Below are 20024 nucleotides of genomic sequence, written 5' to 3' on the forward strand. Positions count from 1 at the left end.
TAAATGTCTGATGGGTGAGCGTCAGAGTTGACGCTCAAGCTCAGGCACGATCTCGAAGAGATCGCCAACGATGCCGTAATCGGCCACCTGGAAGATCGGCGCATCGCCATCGGTGTTGATCGCAACGATGATTTTGCTGTCCTTCATCCCGGCAAGGTGCTGGATCGCCCCGGAGATGCCGCAGGCAATGTAAAGGTCCGGCGCTACGACTTTACCGGTCTGACCGACCTGAAGATCGTTGGCGGCATAGCCCGCATCCACAGCGGCACGCGATGCGCCGACAGCGGCACCGAGTTTGTCTGCGAGCGGCGTGATGACCTCGTTGAACTTCTCGTTGGAGCCGAGCGCACGGCCACCGGAGACGATGATTTTCGCGGAGGTCAGTTCGGGGCGTTCGCTCTCGGAGAGGATGTTCTGCACAAAGCTGGACAGATCGCTGCCCTCGCTCGGCGCGTCCACGGAAGAAACCGTTGCGGAGCCACCTTCACCGGCGGCGGCGAAACCGGCGGTGCGGACGGTGAGGACCTTGGTTGCGTCGGTCGCCTGCACCACTTCGATGGCGTTGCCCGCATAGATTGGACGTTTGAACGTGTCGGCGGAGACCACTTCGATCACCTCGGAGACCTGCATCACGTCCAGAAGCGCGGCCACGCGCGGCAGCACGTTTTTGCCGGTCGTGGTGGCAGGGGCCAGAATGGTGTCGTAGTCGCCTGCGAGCGAAACGATAAGCGCTGCGGAGGCTTCGGCGAGACGCACGGTCAGCGCATCGCTTTCGGCCACAAGCACCTTGCGCACACCGGCCAGTTTGGCGGCGGCGTCAGCGGCAGCAGAGGCGTCTTTGCCCGCGATCAGGATGTCGACGTCGCCGCCGATTTGAGACGCTGCGGTCAGAGCCTTGGCGGTCTGATCGGACAGGGTCGCGTTGTCATGTTCTGCAAAAAGAAGAATAGCCATATGTTCAGGTCCCTACGCTCAGATGACGCCAGCTTCGTTTTTGAGCTTTTCGATCAGCTCGGCGGGGGAGGCGACTTTGATCCCGGCCTCACGCTGTGCGGGCTCTTCGACGCGCAGCACGTTGAGGCGGTTCTCGACCGTAACGCCGTAATCGGCGGGCGTCTTTTGATCGAGCGGCTTTTTCTTGGCCTTCATGATGTTCGGCAAAGAGGCATAGCGCGGCTCGTTGAGACGCAGATCGGCGGTGACCACGGCGGGGAGTTTGATCTCGATGGCTTGCAGGCCACCGTCCACTTCACGGGTGACTTTCGCGGAGCCGTCGCCAAGCTCGACCTCGGAGGCAAAGGTGCCTTGCGACCAACCCAAGAGAGCGGAGAGCATCTGACCGGTCTGGTTGGCGTCGTCGTCGATGGCCTGTTTACCGAGGATCACGAGACCGGCCTCTTCCTCGGTGGCAACGCCTTTGAGAAGCTTGGCCACGGTCAGCGGCTCGGTGGTGCCGTCAACGGTGATGAGAATGGCGCGGTCGGCGCCCATGGCGAGCGCGGTACGCAGAACGTCTTGCGCCTGAGCCGGACCCACGGAAACGGCGATGACTTCATCGGCCTTGCCCGCTTCTTTCAGACGCACGGCTTCTTCGACGGCGATCTCGTCGAAGGGGTTCATGGACATTTTGACGTTGGCGAGTTCGACACCGGAATTGTCCGCTTTCACACGGATTTTCACGTTGTAATCGACCACCCGCTTTACAGGAACGAGTACTTTCATTTTTCCCTCTCTGTCGGCCCGAAATCGTGAGGTTCCGGGTCGGCCCCGCTCCGAGGCCTTTGCATTATTTCCAAGATGAGGGAGCAAGGTGCCGAAGCGATGCTCCCGATGGCGTTCCCGGTCCAGCCAGGTTTACCTTCAGGTTTCCGGGAACTGACGGTGACAAGGAACGCGGGGAGACGGCGGAGTGCGCGAACGTTCGACATGATTGCCACGGGGTGGCTGTTCGCGATCCTGTCGACCCCATGTCCCCGACGCAAAGGTCGTTTTTCGTCAGAAAGACCGGATAACTGATCGTGCAAAACAAGATGGCGACTATTTGCGTCGAAAAATAGAACGATTGCGTCAAAGCGAGATGATTGCTACGACAAGATCATGGGATTTCCTGTTTGGAGGGACACAGATGACGACTCCTTCTTTCCGAGATGCCTCTGGCCAGGACGCAACGGGGGTGCAACGCACGACGACATCGTTGCGGGCGCAAAAGTCGCGTGCCGAAGGGCCGCGTCTGTCGGTGGGTTTTATCCTGGCGCGCCGGTTTACACTCTGTGCCTTTGCCAATTTCGTCGACGTTCTGCGTCTGGCGGCGGACGAGGGCGACCGCAGCCGACCGATTCTCTGCGACTGGACCGTTCTGTCCGACACGATGGACCCGGTCGCCTCCAGCAGCGGGATCACGGTGCAGCCCAAGGAGCGCCTCGGAGACCCCCGACGGTTCGACTATATTGTCGTTGTGGGCGGGTTGATGGATGAGACGCCGTCTCTGAGCCAGGCCTATCACCGTTTCCTGCATCAGGCCGCTGAGGCCAATATTCCGCTGATCGGGATCTGTACCGGGGCGTTCTTCTTGCACCAGGCCGGGTTGCTCAACGGATACCGGTGCTGTGTGAGCTGGTTCCACCATTCCGATTTTCTCGAACAGTTCGAGGGGTTGAACCCGGTTGCAGACCAGATCTTCGTGGTGGACCGGGATCGGCTGACCTGTTCAGGCGGCGCGAGTTCGGCGCATCTGGCGGCCTATCTGGTCGACAAACATGTGGGGCGGGCGCAGGCGAGCAAAAGCCTGCACATCATGATCATCGACGATGCGCTTCAGGCCGACAAACCTCAGCCGGGCCTGCCGCTCGATCTCAAGACGCAGGACCCGATCGTGCAGCGCGCGCTTCTGTTGATGCAGCAAAACATCGACACGCCGATTTCGGTACAGGACATAGCGCAGCGCATGGGCAACAGCAAACGGCAGATCGAGCGGCACTTCCGGCTGGCGCTCAACACATCTCCGCAGGCGGCTTTCCTCGATATGCGGCTCGATTTTGCAAAGCACCTCGTCGAAAAGACGCAAAAGTCCGTCGCTCAGATCGCCGTCGACTGCGGTTTTTGTGATTCTTCGCATCTCAGCCGCATGTTTCGGCGCAGATATGGGGTGACGCCGCAATCTTTCCGGCAGACGACATACACGGATGTTTCCAACGCGCCTTCAAATTGAGCGTAAAATCGGTATAAACTAACAAGGATGCACATATTTGCGTCGTAAACGTGACGGCGAAGGAAGGCGTCTTTGGGTTTGGCGTAATTATTCCTTTTGTTTGACGCATTCATTCTGCCTGTGAATTTTCCCTCTACAGATACTTATTCAAATTTCTGCCGATATGCGTGGGGCAGGTCGGCTCAACAATAAATAAAACTCGGGGAGAGTTTGGGTCATGGTGGCATCCAACAAGGCATTCGTGTCTTTCGAACACGTTCAGAAAAGCTACGACGGCGAGACCCTCGTGGTGAAGGACCTCAACCTGAACCTGGCCAAGGGCGAGTTCCTGACCATGCTTGGACCGTCGGGCAGCGGCAAGACCACCTGCCTGATGATGCTGGCCGGGTTCGAGACGGCCACTCATGGCGAGATCCGCCTCGACGGTCGTCCGATCAACCAGGTGCCGCCGCACAAGCGCGGCATCGGCATGGTGTTCCAGAACTACGCGCTCTTCCCGCACATGACGGTGGGCGAAAACCTGTCCTTCCCGCTGGAAGTGCGTGGCATGGGTAAGTCCGAGCGCGAAGAAAAGATCAAACGCGCCCTCGACATGGTGCAAATGGGGGCTTTCGCGAACCGTCGTCCGGCGCAGATGTCCGGCGGTCAGCAACAGCGGATCGCACTGGCCCGCGCACTTGTGTTCGATCCCAAGCTCGTGCTGATGGACGAACCGCTCGGTGCGCTCGACAAGCAGTTGCGCGAGCATATGCAGTTCGAGATCAAGCACCTGCACGAAAGCCTCGGTATCACCGTGGTCTACGTGACCCACGATCAGGGCGAGGCGCTTACGATGTCCGACCGCGTGGCGGTGTTCAATGACGGTCGTATCCAACAACTCGCGCCGCCTGCCGAGCTTTACGAACGTCCGCAGAACAGCTTCGTTGCGGGCTTCATCGGCGAGAACAACAAGTTGCCGGGCGTGATCGAAGAATTGAACGGTGACCGCGCTGTGGTGCGTCTGGAAAACGGCGAAAAGATTGATGCGACTGCGGTGAACGTCAAGGCCAAGGGGGAAAAGACCCTCGTTTCCATTCGTCCGGAACGCGTTGAGTTCAAACCGGAGCTGATCCCCGAAGGCTCGCATACCATCGACGCGGAAGTGCTCGAAATCGTCTATATGGGCGACATTCTGCGGACCCGCATGAAAGTTGCCGGGCATGATGAATTCATTGTCAAATGCCGCAACACCATCGACCAGATGCGCCTCGAACCGGGGCAGCGCCTGCGCATCGGCTGGAACCCGCTCGATGCCCGCGCGCTCGACATGATCTGAGTTTCTTCGCCCCGGCGTTCGGGACCGGGGTGAAGCCATACAGGCGCGGAGTGAACCGCGCGACCTATCCTGATCCAACATGGAGAGAGACATGAACAAGAAGACCCTTTTGGCCCTGACCACGGCACTTGGCGGCCTGGCGCTTCCGGCGCTGGCCGAAGACATCACCATCATGAGCTGGGGCGGGTCCTATGCCGCCGCTGAAACCGAAGCCTACTACAAGCCCTTCACCGAAGAGACCGGCATCGGTGTCGTCTCCGTGGACGCCGACAACCCGGCGACCCCGGTGAAAGCCCAGGTGGATGCCGGCAACGTCACCACCGACGTCGCCCTGTTCCTGATCTCCGACGCGATGCGCCTGTGTGACGAAGGCCAGCTTATGCCGATCGACGCCTCCCTGCTGCCCGATGGCGCGGACGGTACGCCTGCGGAAGAGGATTTCCTCGAAGGCACGCTGAGCGAATGCATGGTGCCGAACGACATCTACGCCACCGCCGTGGCCTATGACGCGTCGCAATTCGCTGAAGGTGCGGCCCCGTCCTCCATCGCCGATTTCTTCGATACCGAGAAATTCCCGGGCAAGCGCGGCGTTCTGAAGAGCCCGAAAGTGGTTCTGGAAATGGCACTGATGGCCGATGGCGTGCCTGCGTCCGAGGTCTACGACGTGCTCGACACCGACGAAGGTGTGGATCGTGCCTTCGCGAAACTCGACACCATCAAAGGTGACGCGATCTACTGGGAAGCCGGGGCGCAACCGCCGCAGCTTCTGGCCGATGGCGAAGTCGTCATGACCATGTCCTACAACGGCCGGATTTTTAACGCCGCCGTCAACGAAGGCAAACCCTTCGAAGTGCTCTGGGACGGTCAGGTCTATGAGTGGGAAGGCTACGTGATCCCGGAAGGCGCGCCGAACGCCGAAGCCGCGATGGAATACATCAAATACGCGACCTCGTCCGAGCGATCCGCAAAGTTCTCCGAGCGCATTTCCTACGGCACCCCGCGTAAATCTGCGGCGCCGCTCGTGGGCAACGTCTTCGGCACCGACATTCCGATGGCGCCGAACCTGCCGACCTACCCGGAGAACATGACCAACGCTCTGGCGTCCTCCGCTGAGTTCTGGGTCGACCGTGAAACCGAACTGGGTGAGCGTTTCAACGCCTGGCTTCTGGCCAACTGATCCGACACACCGGATCTGCGTCTTATGCCGGGGGGCTTCCCCTGTTCCCCGGTACTCCGGCGGAAGAGTCGTTACCTCTGCTCTTTCGCCGGACCGTGTTCAGACACGGACGTCGACAGGCCGCCAGGGCCCGTGACGCCCAATAAAAGATAGGAAAGAGGATGTCTGACGTCGCTTCTCAGCTGACCACAGCGGACGGGCGCCCGCTCAAAGCCGCGCTGGCCTCGGCGCAGGCCCGGGCGAAACGCCGCGCGTTTTTTCTGGTGCTGCCGCTGTTGCTGTTCATTCTGATCACCTTCGCCATTCCGATCGGCCAGATGTTGCAGCGCTCGGTCTACAACGATCAGTTCTCCAAATCCACGCCGGCGCTTTCCGAATGGTTTGCGGCCAATCCCAAGGGCACGGCCCCGGACGAGACCGCCTATGCGGCGCTGGCCTCGGATCTTCTGCTGATGAAAGAGACGCGGGCGGCGGGCGATGCGGGCACCAGGATCAACTATGTGGTCTCCGGAACGCGCTCGATGTTCACCAAGGCGGCCCGTGGCGCCGACAAGCTTGAGCCGCCCTATATGGAGACGTTTCTCGATCTCGACAAGGACTGGAACGACCCGCGCATCTGGAATGCGATGCGTTCGGCCGCAAGCCCCTGGACGCTCGATTTTTACACCATCGCTTTCGATATGGAACGTGACGGCGACGGCAAGCTGACCAAGGTCGACCCGAACCAACGCGTCTATTTCCGCCTGTATATCAAGACCTTCTTCCTTGCCGGCGTGATCACGGCGATCTGTCTTTTGCTGGCCTTCCCGATCGCGCATCTTTTGGCGACCCTGCCGATGGCCAAGGCGAACCTCCTGATGATCCTCGTCCTGCTGCCGTTCTGGACCTCGCTTCTGGTGCGGACGACGAGCTGGATCGTGCTGTTGCAGGGGCAGGGTGTGGTCAACGACATTCTTGTCGCCTTGGGAATCATCGGGGACGACGGGCGTCTCCAGATGATCTACAACCAAACGGGTACAATCATCGCCATGGTGCACATCCTGCTGCCCTTCATGGTGCTGCCGCTCTATTCCGTTATGCGTGTCATTCCGGAAAGCTACACCCGCGCGGCGCGCTCCCTGGGCGCCACGAGCTGGACGACCTTCCGCCGCATCTACCTGCCGCAAACCATTCCCGGCATCGGCGCAGGCGTGCTCTTGGTCTTCATTCTTGCGGTCGGCTACTACATCACCCCGGCCCTTGTCGGTGGTGCGGACGGGCAACTGTTCTCCAACATGGTGCAGTTCCACATGACCAAGGCCAACTGGTCCATGGCGGCGGCTCTGGCGACCATGCTTCTGGTCGGTGTGCTGGTGCTCTACTGGCTCTACGATCGCCTGATCGGCATCGACAAACTGAAACTCGGTTAAGGAGAGAGACTGATGGCTCTGCCAACCTACGCCTCCCAGCTCGAACGCACCTGGCATTTCATCTATCTGGTGATCTGTACTCTGGTCTTCGTCTTCCTGATCGCGCCGATCCTTGTCATCGTGCCGCTGTCGTTCAATGCGGAACCCTATTTCACCTACACCGACAAGATGCTCAGCTTCGATCCCGAAGGCTACAGTCTGCGCTGGTATGACTCGCTTCTGACCACGGGGATGCAGGCCCATGAGGCGGTGCGCGACGCCGCCTGGTGGTCCGATCTGTGGCACAATGCGGATTGGGTGAAAGCGGCGAAGAACTCCGTGATCATCGGCTTCTGGGCGACGATCCTGTCCACGGTTCTGGGCACGCTCGCGGCCCTCGGCCTGGCGCGTCCCGAAATGCCCTGGCGCCGGACGATCATGGCGATCCTGATCAGCCCGATGATCGTGCCGATCATCATCGTTGCGACGGGGATGTTCTTTTTCTACTCCAACCCCTGCGCCATCGTCGGTATGGACTGCGGTCGTCTGACCTCGACCTACACGGGCGTCATCATGGCCCACGCGGCGCTTGGCATTCCTTTCGTGATCATCACCGTGACCGCGACTATGTCGGGCTTCGATCAATCCCTGATCCGGGCTGCGGCGAGCCTTGGCGCCAACCCGCGCCGCACCTTCTTCAAGGTGGTGATGCCGCTGATCCTTCCGGGGGTGATCTCCGGCGGTCTCTTTGCCTTCGTCACCTCGTTCGACGAAGTGGTCGCCGTGCTCTTCATCGCCGGGCCCGATCAACAGACCATCCCGCGTGAAATGTGGAGCGGCATCCGCGAACAGATCAGCCCGGCGATCCTTGCTGTGGCGACGATCCTCGTGATCATCTCAATCTCGCTTCTGACCACGGTTGAGTTGTTGCGCCGTCGCTCCGAACGGCTTCGGGGTGTTTCCCCCCGCTAAACGGATTGGGACAATCTGTCCTTCATGCGCGCCTTCCCGCCTGGGGAGGCGCGCTTTTGCTTTTGACGCAGATGTTCTGTCGCTTTGCCTCATCTCTTCGCGCGAGCCGGACCTGGTCACGCTCTTCTGGTCGGACGCATGGACCACATGGTCTGTGCCCAGACGGCCTGTTCCGGGAGGACGAAACGGGCCGACCCTGAAACCGCACCGGGCGTGATGTCGCGTCCGCATTGGTATGAACATAATGGGAGGAAAGTCATGAGTTCCAACAGAGGCGTCGTCTACATGGGCCCCGGCAAGGTCGAGGTCCAATCCATCGCAGATCCGGTGATGGCCGCCCCCAACGGGCGCAAACTTGAGCATGCGGTGATCCTGAAAGTGATCTCCACCAACATCTGTGGCTCCGACCAGCACATGGTCCGTGGCCGCACCACCGCGCCCGAAGGTCTCGTGCTGGGTCACGAAATCACCGGCGAAGTGATCGAAAAAGGCTCTGACGTCGAAATGCTGAACGTCGGCGACATCGTCTCCGTGCCGTTCAACGTCGCCTGTGGCCGTTGCCGTTGCTGTAAAGAACAGGACACCGGCGTCTGTCTCACCGTGAACCCGGACCGTGCCGGCGGCGCCTATGGCTATGTCGACATGGGCGGCTGGGTCGGCGGTCAGGCGCGCTATGTCATGGTGCCCTACGCCGACTTCAACCTGCTGAAATTCCCGGATCGCGATCAGGCGATGGAGAAGATCACTGATCTCACCATGCTCTCCGACATTCTGCCGACCGGCTTCCACGGTGCGGTTCAGGCCGGCGTGGGTGTGGGCTCCGTGGTCTATGTCGCGGGCGCGGGTCCTGTCGGTCTGGCCGCAGCGGCCTCTGCGCAAATCCTGGGCGCCGCCATCGTGATGATCGGCGACTTCAACAAGGAACGTCTGGATCACGCGGCCAAGATGGGCTTTGTTCCGGTCGATCTGACGCAAAGCGACCGTCTGGGCGATATGATCGCCGAGATCACCGGCAGCCCCGAAGTGGACGCCGCCATCGACGCCGTTGGCTTTGAGGCGCGTGGGCATTCGGGCGGCGAGCAACCGGCCATCGTGCTCAACCAGATGATGGACATCACCCGCGTGGCAGGCAGCATCGGCATTCCGGGCCTCTATGTGACCGAAGATCCGGGTGCGACCGACGAAGCGGCCAAAGTGGGCAGCCTGTCGCTGCGCTTCGGCCTCGGCTGGGCGAAGGCGCAGAGCTTCCACACCGGCCAGACCCCGGTTCTCAAATACAACCGTCAGCTCATGCAGGCGATCCTGCACGGACGTCTGCCGATCGCAGACATCGTGAACGCGCAGGTGATCTCGCTTGAGGATGCGGCGAAAGGCTATGAGGCCTTCGACCACGGTGCCGCGAAGAAATTCGTGCTCGACCCGCACGGCATGCTCAAGGCGAGTTGATCGCACTGACCCAAAACAGAAAGGGCGGCCCGTGATGGCCGCCCTTTTTTGTTTTGCGTAGCCGATCCTCTCAGCACTCCGGCAGGTTCACAGCGATCCCGCCGGTGGAGGTCTCTTTATACTTGAGGTTCATGTCGCGCCCGGTTTCCAGCATCACCTGAATGCAGTTGTCCAAGGGCATGAAATGCGTGCCATCACCGCGCAGTGACAGCGACGCCGCCGACACAGCCTTGATCGCGCCAAGTGCGTTGCGCTCGATGCAGGGCACCTGCACGAGGCCCGCAGCCGGGTCGCAGGTCATGCCGAGGTGGTGCTCCAAGGCGATCTCTGCGGCGTTTTCCACCTGTTCGTTGGTGCCGCCCATCACGGCGCAAAGCGCGCCTGCGGCCATGGCAGCGGCGGAACCAACCTCGCCCTGACAGCCGACTTCGGCGCCCGAAATCGACGCGTTGTGTTTGATCAGCCCGCCGATGGCGGCGGCGACCAGCAAGAAGTCCTTGAGCTTCGCGTCCGTCGCGCCCTGGCAATGCATGCGGTAGTAGCGCATCACCGCCGGCACCACGCCTGCCGCGCCATTGGTAGGGGAGGTGACAACGCGCCCGCCGGCCGCGTTTTCCTCGTTCACCGCCATGGCGTAGACGCTCATCCAGTCGTTGGCGACATGGGGCGCGGTGATGTTGAGACCCTGTTCGGCCTTGAGCGATTCATGGATGCCCTTGGCGCGGCGCTTGACCTTGAGGCCACCGGGCAGGATGCCGTCTTGGCTGAGCCCGCGGTCGATGCATTCGTTCATCGTCTCAATCAGACGGTCGAGTTTCGGTTCGAGATCGGCCCCGTGCACCTTGCGCTCATTGGCGCGTTTCATCTCGGCAATCGACTTGCCGGAGGAAAGCCCCATGGCGAGCATCTCTTTCGCCGTGCCGAAGGGGTAGGGGAAGTTCAGCGCTTCTTTTTCGTCATGCAGCGACACGCCATGGCGGGAGTCTTCCAACTCCTTGTCGGTCATGATGAAGCCGCCGCCGACCGAATAATAGGTCTGGGCGTAGTAGATGTTGCCGTCCTTGTCATGGCCGCGCAGGATCATGCCGTTGGCGTGGCCTTCGAGCGCCGGGCCGTAATCGAACACCAGATCTTTCTTCGGATCGAAATTCAGTTCCGGCAAGCCGTCGAGGATGATTTTCTTCTGGTCATAGACCGCCTGTTCCATTGCGTCGGCCTGATCGAGATCGAGCGTGTCCGGCAGTTGGCCGCACAGACCCAAGATCACGGCGCGGTCGGTGGCGTGGCCCTTGCCGGTGAAGGCGAGCGAGCCGTAGAGTGTCGCAGTCAGGCGAGAGAGCGGGCCACAGCCGGGATATTTGCCCTTACCGGCGCGGAGGTCCTCGATAAAGCGGTGCGCGGCGACCATCGGCCCCATCGTGTGCGACGAAGAGGGCCCGATGCCGATTTTGAAAACGTCGAAGACGGAGAGGAACATGGTGGTGCCTTTCGCAAATCGGGGCCTGCGCATAAACGTCAGGCCCCTCAGATCAGAGATCAACTCGGTGTGGTGTGTCGCGGCCCCACTCGGGAGGCCGCGACAGGATCAGGCGCCGTAGATCGGGTGATCGGCGCAGAGTTTCTTCACCTCGGCCAGCACTTCGGCTTCCACGGCGGCGTCGCCTTCCGGGTTGTCGGACAGGGCGTCGAGCACACGCAGGATCAGCGAACCGATCTGTTCGAACTCGGCCTCTTTGAACCCACGGGTGGTGCCCGCAGAGGTGCCGAGACGGATGCCGGAGGTCACGAAAGGCTTCTCGGGATCGTTCGGGATCGAGTTCTTGTTGCAGGTCAGGCCAGCGCGTTCGAGCGCGATCTCGGCCACTTTGCCGGTCACGCCTTTGGGGCGCAGATCGACGAGGACCATGTGACAATCGGTGCCACCAGAGACGATGCCCAGACCGCCGACTTTCAAGACGTCTGCCAGAGCTTTCGCGTTCTCGATCACCTGGCCGGCGTAGTCGGAGAAGGACGGCTGAAGCGCCTCACCGAAAGCCACGGCTTTCGCGGCGATGACGTGCATCAGCGGGCCACCCTGGTTGCCCGGGAAGACGGCGGAGTTCAGTTTTTTCGCGATCGCTTCGTCGTTGGACAGGATCACGCCACCACGCGGACCACGCAGGGTTTTGTGAGTGGTGGAGGTGGTCACATGAGCGTGCGGCACCGGGTTCGGGTATTTGCCGCCCGCGATCAGACCGGCGTAGTGGGCCATGTCGACCATGAGGTAAGCGCCCACTTCGTCGGCGATCTTGCGGAAGCCTTCGAAGTCGATGACACGCGGATAGGCGGAGGCACCGGCCACGATCAGCTTCGGCTTGGTTTCGAGTGCCTTCTCGCGCACTTTTTCCATGTCGATCAGGTGGGTTTCGGGGTCGACCTCATAGGAGACGACATCGAACCACTTGCCGGACATGGTCACCGGCGACCCGTGGGTCAGGTGACCACCATGGGCCAGCGAGAGACCCATGATGCGGTCGCCCGGCTGCAGAAGCGCCAGGAACACGGCCTGGTTGGCCTGTGCGCCGGAGTGCGGCTGCACGTTGGCGTATTCGGCACCGAAGAGTTGTTTCAGGCGGTCGATGGCCACGGCCTCGACCTTGTCCACGAACTCACAGCCGCCGTAGTAGCGCTTGCCGACGTAGCCCTCGGCGTATTTGTTGGTCAGAACAGAGCCCTGAGCCGCCATCACGTCCGGGGACACGATGTTCTCGGAGGCGATCAGTTCGATCTGGGTCTGCTGACGCTCCAGTTCCTCGCCAATGGCGGAGGCGATGTCGGCGTCTGCGATCTCGTATTTTTGCAGGCGGTCAAACATGCGGATGATCCTTCAGGTTCAGGCGAGTTCGGCCGCGAGTTCTTTCGCGCCGGTCTCAAGGGTTGTGGCAAGGAAGGACGCGAAGCTGTTCCAGACATCCATGCGGAAGCTGGTCTCGGAATCGCGCCAGAGAACGACGGTGGCGCCGTCGAAAAGCATGCGGCGGGCTTGGCCCACTTTGATCGAGGAGATGTCACGCGGAGCGCCGATGCTCAAAAGCTCGGCGGCCTGCGGGCCCTCGATGGTGAGCGTCACTTCGCGCCCGGTGACCTCGGTCATCGAATGCGGCAGGGAGGGGTAGAGGGCGGCAAGCGCGTCCTCTACTTTTTCGATCTGCTCGAGCGAGACCAAAAGGGTCCACTCGTCCGGGCCGAGGCAGGCGACTTCGATGCCGTCTGCCTTGGCGCGGGCCCCGATCTGGGTCGGAAGCGCGACGCCGATGGCTTTGCCGACGGCGGCAAGATCACCACCGTTTTCATTGGTTCGGGCACGCAAAGAGATGCGCCCGATCATTTGCGAGACGGCCACACGGGCAGCAGCGGTATCCACCACGACCGAGGGGGCCAGAGAAGAGATATGCTTGGACATGTCTGACCTCCGATCAGATTTTCAGGCGGCTGTTTTCAGGATCGTAGAATACGGTCCCGGTGATTTTCGCGGCGATGGTTCGGTCCGGCATCGGGATGTAGACCGTTTCGCCCATCTTCGAGTGCCCGCCTTCGATCACGGCCAGAGCGATCGGACGACCGGTCGTGCCTTGGTTGTAGGACGAGGTCACGTGACCGCGCATGGTCATCGGGATCGGCTGTTTCGGATCGAACACGATCTGAGCGCCTTCCTCGAGCCAGCTGTTGTCTTCGGTCAGAAGACCCACGAGCTGTTTGCGGTTCTCGGCCACGAGGTCCGGGCGTTTGAGGCCGCGCATCCCCACGAAATCGTCTTTCTTCTTGCCAACGGCCCAGTCCATGCCCGCATCCGCAGGGGTGACGGTGCCATCGGTGTCCTGACCGACGATGATGTAGCCTTTTTCCGCGCGCAGAACGTGCATGGTCTCGGTGCCGTAGGGGGTGATGTCATATTGCTGACCCGCCTCCCACAGTTTTTCCCAAAGATCGCGACCGTAAGGTGCTGCAACGTTGATCTCAAAGCCGATCTCACCGGTGAAGCTCACGCGCCACAGACGGGCGGGGTAGCCCGCCACGGTGCAGTTCACGCAAGACATATGCGGGAAGGCCTCTTCGGTCAGCTCGATGCCTTCGACGAAGGGGGCGAGCAGTTTTGCGGCGTTCGGGCCGTTCAGAGCGACGGTGGACCATTGCTCCGTGGTGGAGGTCAGCCAGACGTTGAGATCGGGCCATTCCGTTTGGAGGTAGTCTTCCATCATGTTCAGCACACGCGCCGCGCCACCGGTGGTGGTGGTGACGTGGAAACGGTCTTCCTCGACACGGGCGATCACGCCATCGTCGCGGATGTAGCCGTCATCGCCCAGCAACAGACCGTAGCGACATTTGCCCGGCGCCAGTTTCAGGAACGGGTTGGTGTACATGCGGTTGACGAATTCGGCGGCGTCGGGGCCGACGACTTCGATCTTGCCCAGCGTGGAAGCGTCGAAAATGCCCACGGAGGCCCGCGTCGCCGCACATTCGCGGGTCACGGCCTGATCCATGGTCTCGCCCGCTTTCGGGAAGTAACGCGCACGGCGCCACTGACCCACGGGTTCGAACACGGCGCCATGAGATTCGGCCCAACCGTCGATCTGTGTCTTGCGCACCACTTCGAAATGCGCACCGCGGTGATAGCCCGCGAAGGCGCCGAAGGTGGTCGGCGTGTAGGGCGGGCGGAAGGTCGTCAGACCCACCTGCGGTTGCTTTTTGCCCAGAGCGTCGGCGGCGATGTTGAGGCCGTTGATGTTGGACATCTTGCCCTGATCGGTCGCCATGCCGTTGGTGGTGTAGCGTTTGACGTGCTCGATGGAGCGCATGCCCTCGCGCACGGCGAGACGCAGGTCTTTCGCGGTCACGTCGTTCTGGAAGTCGACAAAGGCTTTTGCCTTGCCCGGGCTGCGGTCGGTCGGCAGTTCGCGCATCGCGACGCCGGAGCCGGTGCGGTCGTCCGCCACGGTGTATTCGGTCGCGGTGGCTTCGACGCCGAGCTTGGCCAGAGCCTCGCCCACACGGGTCGCGCCGTCACGTAGTGCGGCTTCAACGCCCCAGAGACCACGAGAGGCCCCGGAGATCACGCAATCTTCCGGCGTGTCTTTCGGCAGGAAGGTGGTGAGATCGTCGTCCCAGGCCAGGCTGCCCTTGGTGTGGGAGAACAGGTGCAGGGAGGGGGTCCAGCCACCGGACATCAGCAGCGCATCGCATTTGATCCACTGACCGGTGCCGACATTGGTGCCACCGGAGATCGGGTTCACCCGCACGTTGTTGACGCGCAGACGACCGCCGGTCGCGGTGACCGTGTGCGACAGTTTCACCGGGATGCCACGGGCTCGGGCTTCGGCCTGGAGGTCCTGACGCACCTGGGTGCGGGTGTCGACGATGGCCTGAACATAGGCCCCGGCATCCTGAAGATCGAAAGCGGCATACCAGGCACTGTCATGCGAGGTGATGACGACCGGGCTGTCGCCGACCTTGACGCCGTAGCGGTTCAGGAAGGTCTGGGCAGAACCCGCAAGCATCACGCCCGGACGGTCGTTGCCGTGGAACACCAGCGGTTTTTCCAGTGCGCCCTGGGCCAGAACGACCTGTTTGGCGCGCACACGCCACATCCGCTCACGCGGGGTGTCAGCGGGCAGCGTTGGCAGGTGGTCGGTCAGCTTTTCGGCCAGAGCGATCAGGTTCTCGTGGTAATACCCGATCGCGGTGGTGCGGGTCATCAGTTTGACACCAGCCTGTTTCAGCGCGGCCAATTCGTCTTCGAGCCAGGTCCAGGCGGGTTTGCCGTCGATCTTGGCTTGCGGTTCGGAGAGCAACGTACCGCCCATTTCGGCGTTCTCATCGACGAGAATGACCGACAGGCCCTTGCCAGCCGCTTCGCGTGCGGCGGCGATGCCGGCGGGACCGGCCCCCACGATCAGCAGATCGCAGTAGACGTAACGTGAGGCATAGGTGTCCGGGTCGTTTTCGGTCGGGGACACGCCGAGACCGGCGGCGGCGCGGATGAAGGGCTCATAGACCTTGTCCCAGAAGGAGCGCGGCCACATGAAGGTTTTATAGTAGAAACCGGCTGAGAACATCATGTAGGCGGCGTCGTTGACGGCGCCGACGTCGAATTTCAGGCTCGGGAACTTATTCTGCGACGTGGTTTCCAGACCGTTCCAGATTTCCTGGACGGTGGCGCGGGTGTTCGGTTCGAACCGGCCGGGCCCACGACGGGTGCCGATCAGCGCGTTGGGCTCTTCGGAACCGGCGGCGATGGCGCCGCGCGGGCGGTGGTATTTGAACGACCGACCCATCAGGTGCACGCCGTGGGACAAGAGCGCGGAGGCGACGGTGTCGCCTTTCAGGCCGGTGTAGGGCTTGCCGTCAAAGGTGAAAACGACGGGTTGTGAGGCATCGACACGACCGCGTCCGCGAAGACGATACTTGCTCATTTATCTTCCTCCAGAAGCGTGGCGAGATCCGGACGCGGTTCGCCAGCTTTGTACGTGATGTAGAAACGGTCGGTGATGGTGTTCCGCACCGCATTGAAGAACCGGCCACAGCCGTGGGCGTGACGCCAGCGCTCGAAATGCGGGCCTTTCACGTTTTCGCGCAGGAAGAGAAAGGATTCCCACTGGTCGTCGGTCTGATCGGACGGGTTTTCCGGTCGGTCGATATGCGCCTCGCCGGCATAGGTGAACTCGAGCTCGGGCAGAGTTTCGCCGCAATAAGGACAATGAATCTGGATCATGTCGTGTTTCTCCTTAGTGGGCCACAGCGGCGGCGGCGGCTTCGTCGATCAGGCGGCCCGTGCGGAAACGGTCCAGCGTGAAGGGCGCGTTGATCGGGTGCGGTTCGTCTTTGGCAACGGTCCATGCCAGCGTGTGCGCAGCGCCCGGGGTGGCTTTGAACCCGCCCGTGCCCCAGCCACAGTTGACATAGAGGTTCTGAACCGGGGTCTTTCCGACGATCGGCGAACGGTCCGGTGTGTTGTCGGTGATCCCGCCCCATTTGCGCAGCATCCGCATGCGGTTGAAGATCGGGAAGACTTCGGAGATGGCCGCAATCGTGTGCTCGATCAGCGGCAGACCGCCGCGTTGCGAGTAGGACACGTACTGGTCGGTGCCGGAGCCGATGACCAGTTCACCTTTGTCCGATTGCGAACAATAGGCGTGCACGGCGTTCGACATGACGACGCAGGGGAAGATCGGCTTGATCGGCTCGGACACCAGCGCCTGAAGCGGCATGGATTCGAGCGGCAGACGGACGCCTGCGGTGGCCATGACCATCGAGTTGTGGCCGGAGGCGGAGACGGCGATCTTCTTGGCCTTGATGAAGCCCTTCTCGGTCTCGACGCCGGCAACGGAGCCGTCCGGGTGACGACGGATCGCGGTCACGGCACAGTTCTGGATGATGTCCACACCACGCTCGGCGGCACCACGGGCATAGCCCCAGGCCACGGCGTCGTGACGTGCGGTGCCTGCGCGTTCCTGAAGCGCACCGCCCATCACCGGGTAACGCGCGTCTTTCGCGATATTGACCGGCGGGCAGTATTCCTTGCACTCTTCCGGGGTCAGCCAGCGGTTGTCGATGCCGTTCAGGCGGTTGGCATGGACGTGGCGCTTGAAGCTCTGCACGTCATGCACCGTATGGGCCAGCATGAGGCAGCCCCGGTTGGAATACATGACGTTGTAGTTGAGCTCCTGGCTCAGCCCCTGCCACAGGTCTACCGCGTGATTGAAGAGCGCCTGGCTCTCGTCATAGAGGTAGTTCGAGCGAATGATCGTGGTGTTCCGACCGGTGTTGCCACCGCCGAGCCAGCCTTTGTCGATCACGGCGACATTGGTGATGCCGTGCTCTTTGGCGAGATAATAGGCGGCGCCAAGCCCGTGGCCGCCAGCACCGACGATGACCACGTCATATTCGGCTTTCGGCTGGCATTCCGGCCATTGCTCGGTCCAGTTCTTGTGCCCGGTCAGGGCGTTCTTAACAAGGTTCAGTGCATTGAAGCGAGTCATCGTGCAGCTTTCTCAGTGAGAGAAGGGATCGGAGGATGATCGCGCCTGTGCGTGGCGAATAATCGGACATTTGCGCCACGGCTTGTGAAGGTATGCGTCATCGTCATGTTTTTGTCGTCTTGGTCTAAAAGTCGGTCAGGGTGGGCGGGATTTCATTCGTGTCCTGCACATTATTTGAACGGAATTTTCCACTTTATGCTGAATTTCGGGCCGGTTTTCGACCGAAGTTTCAAAAGCGGACCGGGATCTCCGACAGATGATTCATGGGACTGCCGGCCGTTGCCGGTCGGCGCGTCGTACGCGTCGGCGCGCGATTTCGCATCTGCCGCATATGTTCTGTTGCTCATGCGGCAATTTGCGCTCAGCGCTGTCGCCGGATTTCAATTCCGGCATGATCGAGCGTGGCCCGGATCGGTGCGGAGGGCTTGCGCACGGTGACGCGCACAGCGCGGATCAGGGCAAAGCGATCCAGAATTCCTTGCGCGATCCGCTCGCCCAGGGTTTCGATCAGGTCGAAGGGGCCGTTGTCGGAGATTTCTTGTGCCAGTTGACAGAGGGCGTCGTAACAGACGGTCCGCGTGTAATCGTCGGACTGTCCCGCCGGTGCCAGATCGAGTTCACAGGACAGGTCGATGTAAAACCGCTGACCGAGGCGTTTTTCTTCCGGCATGACGCCGTGAAAGCCATAGAGACACAGGTTGCTGAGAAAGATGCGGTCGGACATGGGGACCTCATGAGCGGGCCAGAAGAGAGGCGGGTTATAAAAAATGCCGCCAGAGGGCGAACCATCCGGCGGCACAGGGGAAGGGCAGGGGAGGCCCTCGGAAGTTATCGGGGCTCTGAGGCCAGACCGCGCCAGATCGCGTAGCACATCATCAGCAGGACGACGGTGAACGGAAGCCCGGTCGAGATGACCATGGACTGGAGCGAGCTGAGGCCGCCTGCGGAGAGCAGCAGCACGATGGCCACCACGCCTTCGAACAGGCACCAGAACACGCGCTGCGGCACCGGTGCGTCGACTTTACCGCCTGCGGCGATGGTGTCGATCACCAGCGAGCCGGAGTCGGACGAGGTCACGAAGAAGACGATGACCAGAACGATGCCGATGAAGGAGGTGATCGCCGTCCAGGGCATGGCGTCCAGCATGGTGAAGAGCTGAAGCGGCAGGGGGGCTTCGGTCACGGCCATGTAGCCGTCACGCACCACCTGGCTGATTGCGGCCCCGCCGAAGACGGACATCCAGAGCACACAGACCATGGAGGGGACGATCAGCACGGAGATGATGAACTCGCGCACAGTGCGGCCACGGGAGACGCGGGCGATGAACATGCCGACGAACGGGGACCAGGAAATCCACCAGGCCCAGTAGAAGGAGGTCCAGCCTTGCGAGAAGTTGACGTCTTCACGACCGATCGGCATGGACAGCTCCGGCAGGTATTGCAGGTAGGCGCCGAGGAAGTTGAGGATGTCGGTGGTCAGCAGCAGGGTCGGACCAGCGATGAGCACGAAGGCCCAGAGCAGGAAGGCCACGCCCATGTTGATCTCGGACAAGAGTTTCACACCGGCTTCGAGACCACGGACCACGGAGAACAGAGCGACAGCGGTGATGCCGCAGATCAGGATCACCTGCGAGGTATCACTGATCGGCATGCCGAAAAGCTTGTTGAAGCCGGAGTTGGCCTGTGCCGCGCCGAGACCCAGCGAGGTGGCGAGACCGAAGAGGGTCGCGAACACGGCGAGGATGTCGATGATGTGACCCGGCCAGCCCCAGACGCGTTCACCGAAGATCGGGTAGAACGCGGAGCGGATGGTGAGCGGCAGGCCCTTGTTGTAGGAGAACAGCGCGAGGCTCAGCGCCACGATGGCATAGATCGCCCAAGGGTGCAGGCCCCAGTGGAAGATCGAGGCGGCCATGCCGAGACGCACGGCTTCGGCTTCGTTGCCAGCGGCCGCGCCGAGCGGCGCCCAGTCGGTGCGCACGCCGTCTTCGCCGACGGAAATGCCGCCCATCGAGGAGGAGAAATGGCTCAGAGGCTCGGAGACCCCATAGAACATCAGACCGATGCCCATCCCGGCGGCGAAGAGCATCGCGAACCAGCTCGTGTAGGTGAAATCCGGTTTCGCTTCGGGGCCACCCAGGCGGATTTTGCCATAGGGGCTGATCACGATGAGAAGGCAGACGATGACAAAGATGTCTGCCGCGCCGAGGAAGAACCAATCGAACCCTTTCGTCACAAAAGAGAACATGGCGCTGAACATGTTGCCTGCTTTTTCCGGTAGCAACAGGGTGAAGACCACAAAGGCGATGACGGCGATGGCAGATACCGGGAACACTGGCTTGTGAAGGTCAAAACCGAAAGGCCCGAATTGGCCTTCGATATTGTCTTGGCCGATATCGTAATCGGTCTCGATGATGCTTTCCGGCGGCGCCTCATACGGCGTTTGCACCGGATCTTTGGAGTCAGTCATAGATATCCCTCCATTGTTGGGTGTGCGGAAAAAA

The 20024-nt window shown here is 61.4% G+C and carries 16 protein-coding genes; 6 read left to right on the forward strand and 10 right to left on the reverse strand.

Going from position 1 to position 20024, the window contains the following annotated elements:
• Positions 1 to 21: 21 nt before the first annotated feature.
• The gene (locus tag CEW89_RS15765; protein WP_096806540.1) at positions 22 to 954 is read right to left on the reverse strand and encodes an electron transfer flavoprotein subunit alpha/FixB family protein; all 933 of its coding nucleotides are present in this window, start codon (positions 952 to 954) and stop codon (positions 22 to 24) included.
• Between the two features lie 18 nt (positions 955 to 972).
• Complete coding sequence (locus CEW89_RS15770; RefSeq protein ID WP_066703658.1) at positions 973 to 1722, reverse strand: electron transfer flavoprotein subunit beta/FixA family protein; 750 nt, start codon at positions 1720 to 1722, stop codon at positions 973 to 975.
• Positions 1723 to 2125: 403 nt separating this feature from the next.
• On the opposite strand from CEW89_RS15770, the gene CEW89_RS15775 reads away from it, so the two are divergent.
• The 6 genes from CEW89_RS15775 to fdhA all read left to right on the forward strand — a co-directional run bounded on the left by CEW89_RS15775 (position 2126) and on the right by fdhA (position 9506).
• Entirely contained in the window at positions 2126 to 3208 is a 1083-nt protein-coding gene (locus CEW89_RS15775) for a GlxA family transcriptional regulator (RefSeq protein ID WP_066703663.1), read from the forward strand.
• A gap of 217 nt (positions 3209 to 3425) precedes the next feature.
• Complete coding sequence (locus CEW89_RS15780; RefSeq protein ID WP_066703666.1) at positions 3426 to 4523, forward strand: ABC transporter ATP-binding protein; 1098 nt, start codon at positions 3426 to 3428, stop codon at positions 4521 to 4523.
• Positions 4524 to 4614: 91 nt separating this feature from the next.
• Complete coding sequence (locus CEW89_RS15785; protein ID WP_096806541.1) at positions 4615 to 5700, forward strand: ABC transporter substrate-binding protein; 1086 nt, start codon at positions 4615 to 4617, stop codon at positions 5698 to 5700.
• Between the two features lie 161 nt (positions 5701 to 5861).
• Positions 5862 to 7109 carry an ABC transporter permease gene (locus CEW89_RS15790; RefSeq protein ID WP_066703672.1) on the forward strand — a complete coding sequence of 416 codons (1248 nt, stop codon included), beginning with the start codon at positions 5862 to 5864 and terminating at the stop codon, positions 7107 to 7109.
• 12 nt (positions 7110 to 7121) lie between these two features.
• A complete protein-coding gene (locus tag CEW89_RS15795) occupies positions 7122 to 8060 on the forward strand; it encodes an ABC transporter permease (protein ID WP_096806542.1) in 939 nt (312 codons plus the stop codon).
• 258 nt (positions 8061 to 8318) lie between these two features.
• Entirely contained in the window at positions 8319 to 9506 is a 1188-nt protein-coding gene (fdhA, locus tag CEW89_RS15800; protein WP_066703678.1) for a formaldehyde dehydrogenase, glutathione-independent, read from the forward strand.
• 70 nt (positions 9507 to 9576) lie between these two features.
• Here the strand turns inward: fdhA and CEW89_RS15805 are convergent, their stop codons facing one another.
• From CEW89_RS15805 to CEW89_RS15840, 8 genes are all read right to left on the reverse strand, one after another.
• Positions 9577 to 10983: an L-serine ammonia-lyase gene (locus CEW89_RS15805; protein WP_096806543.1), complete on the reverse strand. Its 1407-nt coding sequence runs from the start codon at positions 10981 to 10983 to the stop codon at positions 9577 to 9579.
• A 108-nt stretch (positions 10984 to 11091) separates the two neighbouring features.
• Positions 11092 to 12360, reverse strand: coding sequence for a serine hydroxymethyltransferase (gene glyA, locus CEW89_RS15810; RefSeq protein WP_096806544.1), 1269 nt, complete (start codon positions 12358 to 12360; stop codon positions 11092 to 11094).
• An 18-nt stretch (positions 12361 to 12378) separates the two neighbouring features.
• A complete protein-coding gene (locus tag CEW89_RS15815; RefSeq protein ID WP_096806545.1) occupies positions 12379 to 12948 on the reverse strand; it encodes a sarcosine oxidase subunit gamma in 570 nt (189 codons plus the stop codon).
• Positions 12949 to 12961: 13 nt separating this feature from the next.
• Positions 12962 to 15955 (reverse strand): sarcosine oxidase subunit alpha, encoded by a 2994-nt coding sequence (locus CEW89_RS15820; RefSeq protein WP_096806546.1) that lies wholly within the window; start codon positions 15953 to 15955, stop codon positions 12962 to 12964.
• Entirely contained in the window at positions 15952 to 16254 is a 303-nt protein-coding gene (locus tag CEW89_RS15825; RefSeq protein ID WP_066703692.1) for a sarcosine oxidase subunit delta, read from the reverse strand. The genes CEW89_RS15820 and CEW89_RS15825 overlap by 4 nt, the downstream gene beginning before the upstream one ends.
• 13 nt (positions 16255 to 16267) lie before the next feature.
• On the reverse strand, positions 16268 to 17521 hold the full coding sequence (locus CEW89_RS15830) for a sarcosine oxidase subunit beta family protein (protein WP_096806547.1): 1254 nt from the start codon (positions 17519 to 17521) through the stop codon (positions 16268 to 16270).
• Positions 17522 to 17882: 361 nt separating this feature from the next.
• Positions 17883 to 18245 carry a dihydroneopterin aldolase gene (folB, locus tag CEW89_RS15835; RefSeq protein ID WP_096806548.1) on the reverse strand — a complete coding sequence of 121 codons (363 nt, stop codon included), beginning with the start codon at positions 18243 to 18245 and terminating at the stop codon, positions 17883 to 17885.
• Between the two features lie 104 nt (positions 18246 to 18349).
• On the reverse strand, positions 18350 to 19990 hold the full coding sequence (locus CEW89_RS15840) for a BCCT family transporter (protein ID WP_066703701.1): 1641 nt from the start codon (positions 19988 to 19990) through the stop codon (positions 18350 to 18352).
• Positions 19991 to 20024 lie beyond the last annotated feature (34 nt).

It is taken from the genome of Celeribacter ethanolicus (assembly GCF_002407265.1).
GTDB classification, from domain to species: domain Bacteria; phylum Pseudomonadota; class Alphaproteobacteria; order Rhodobacterales; family Rhodobacteraceae; genus Celeribacter; species Celeribacter ethanolicus.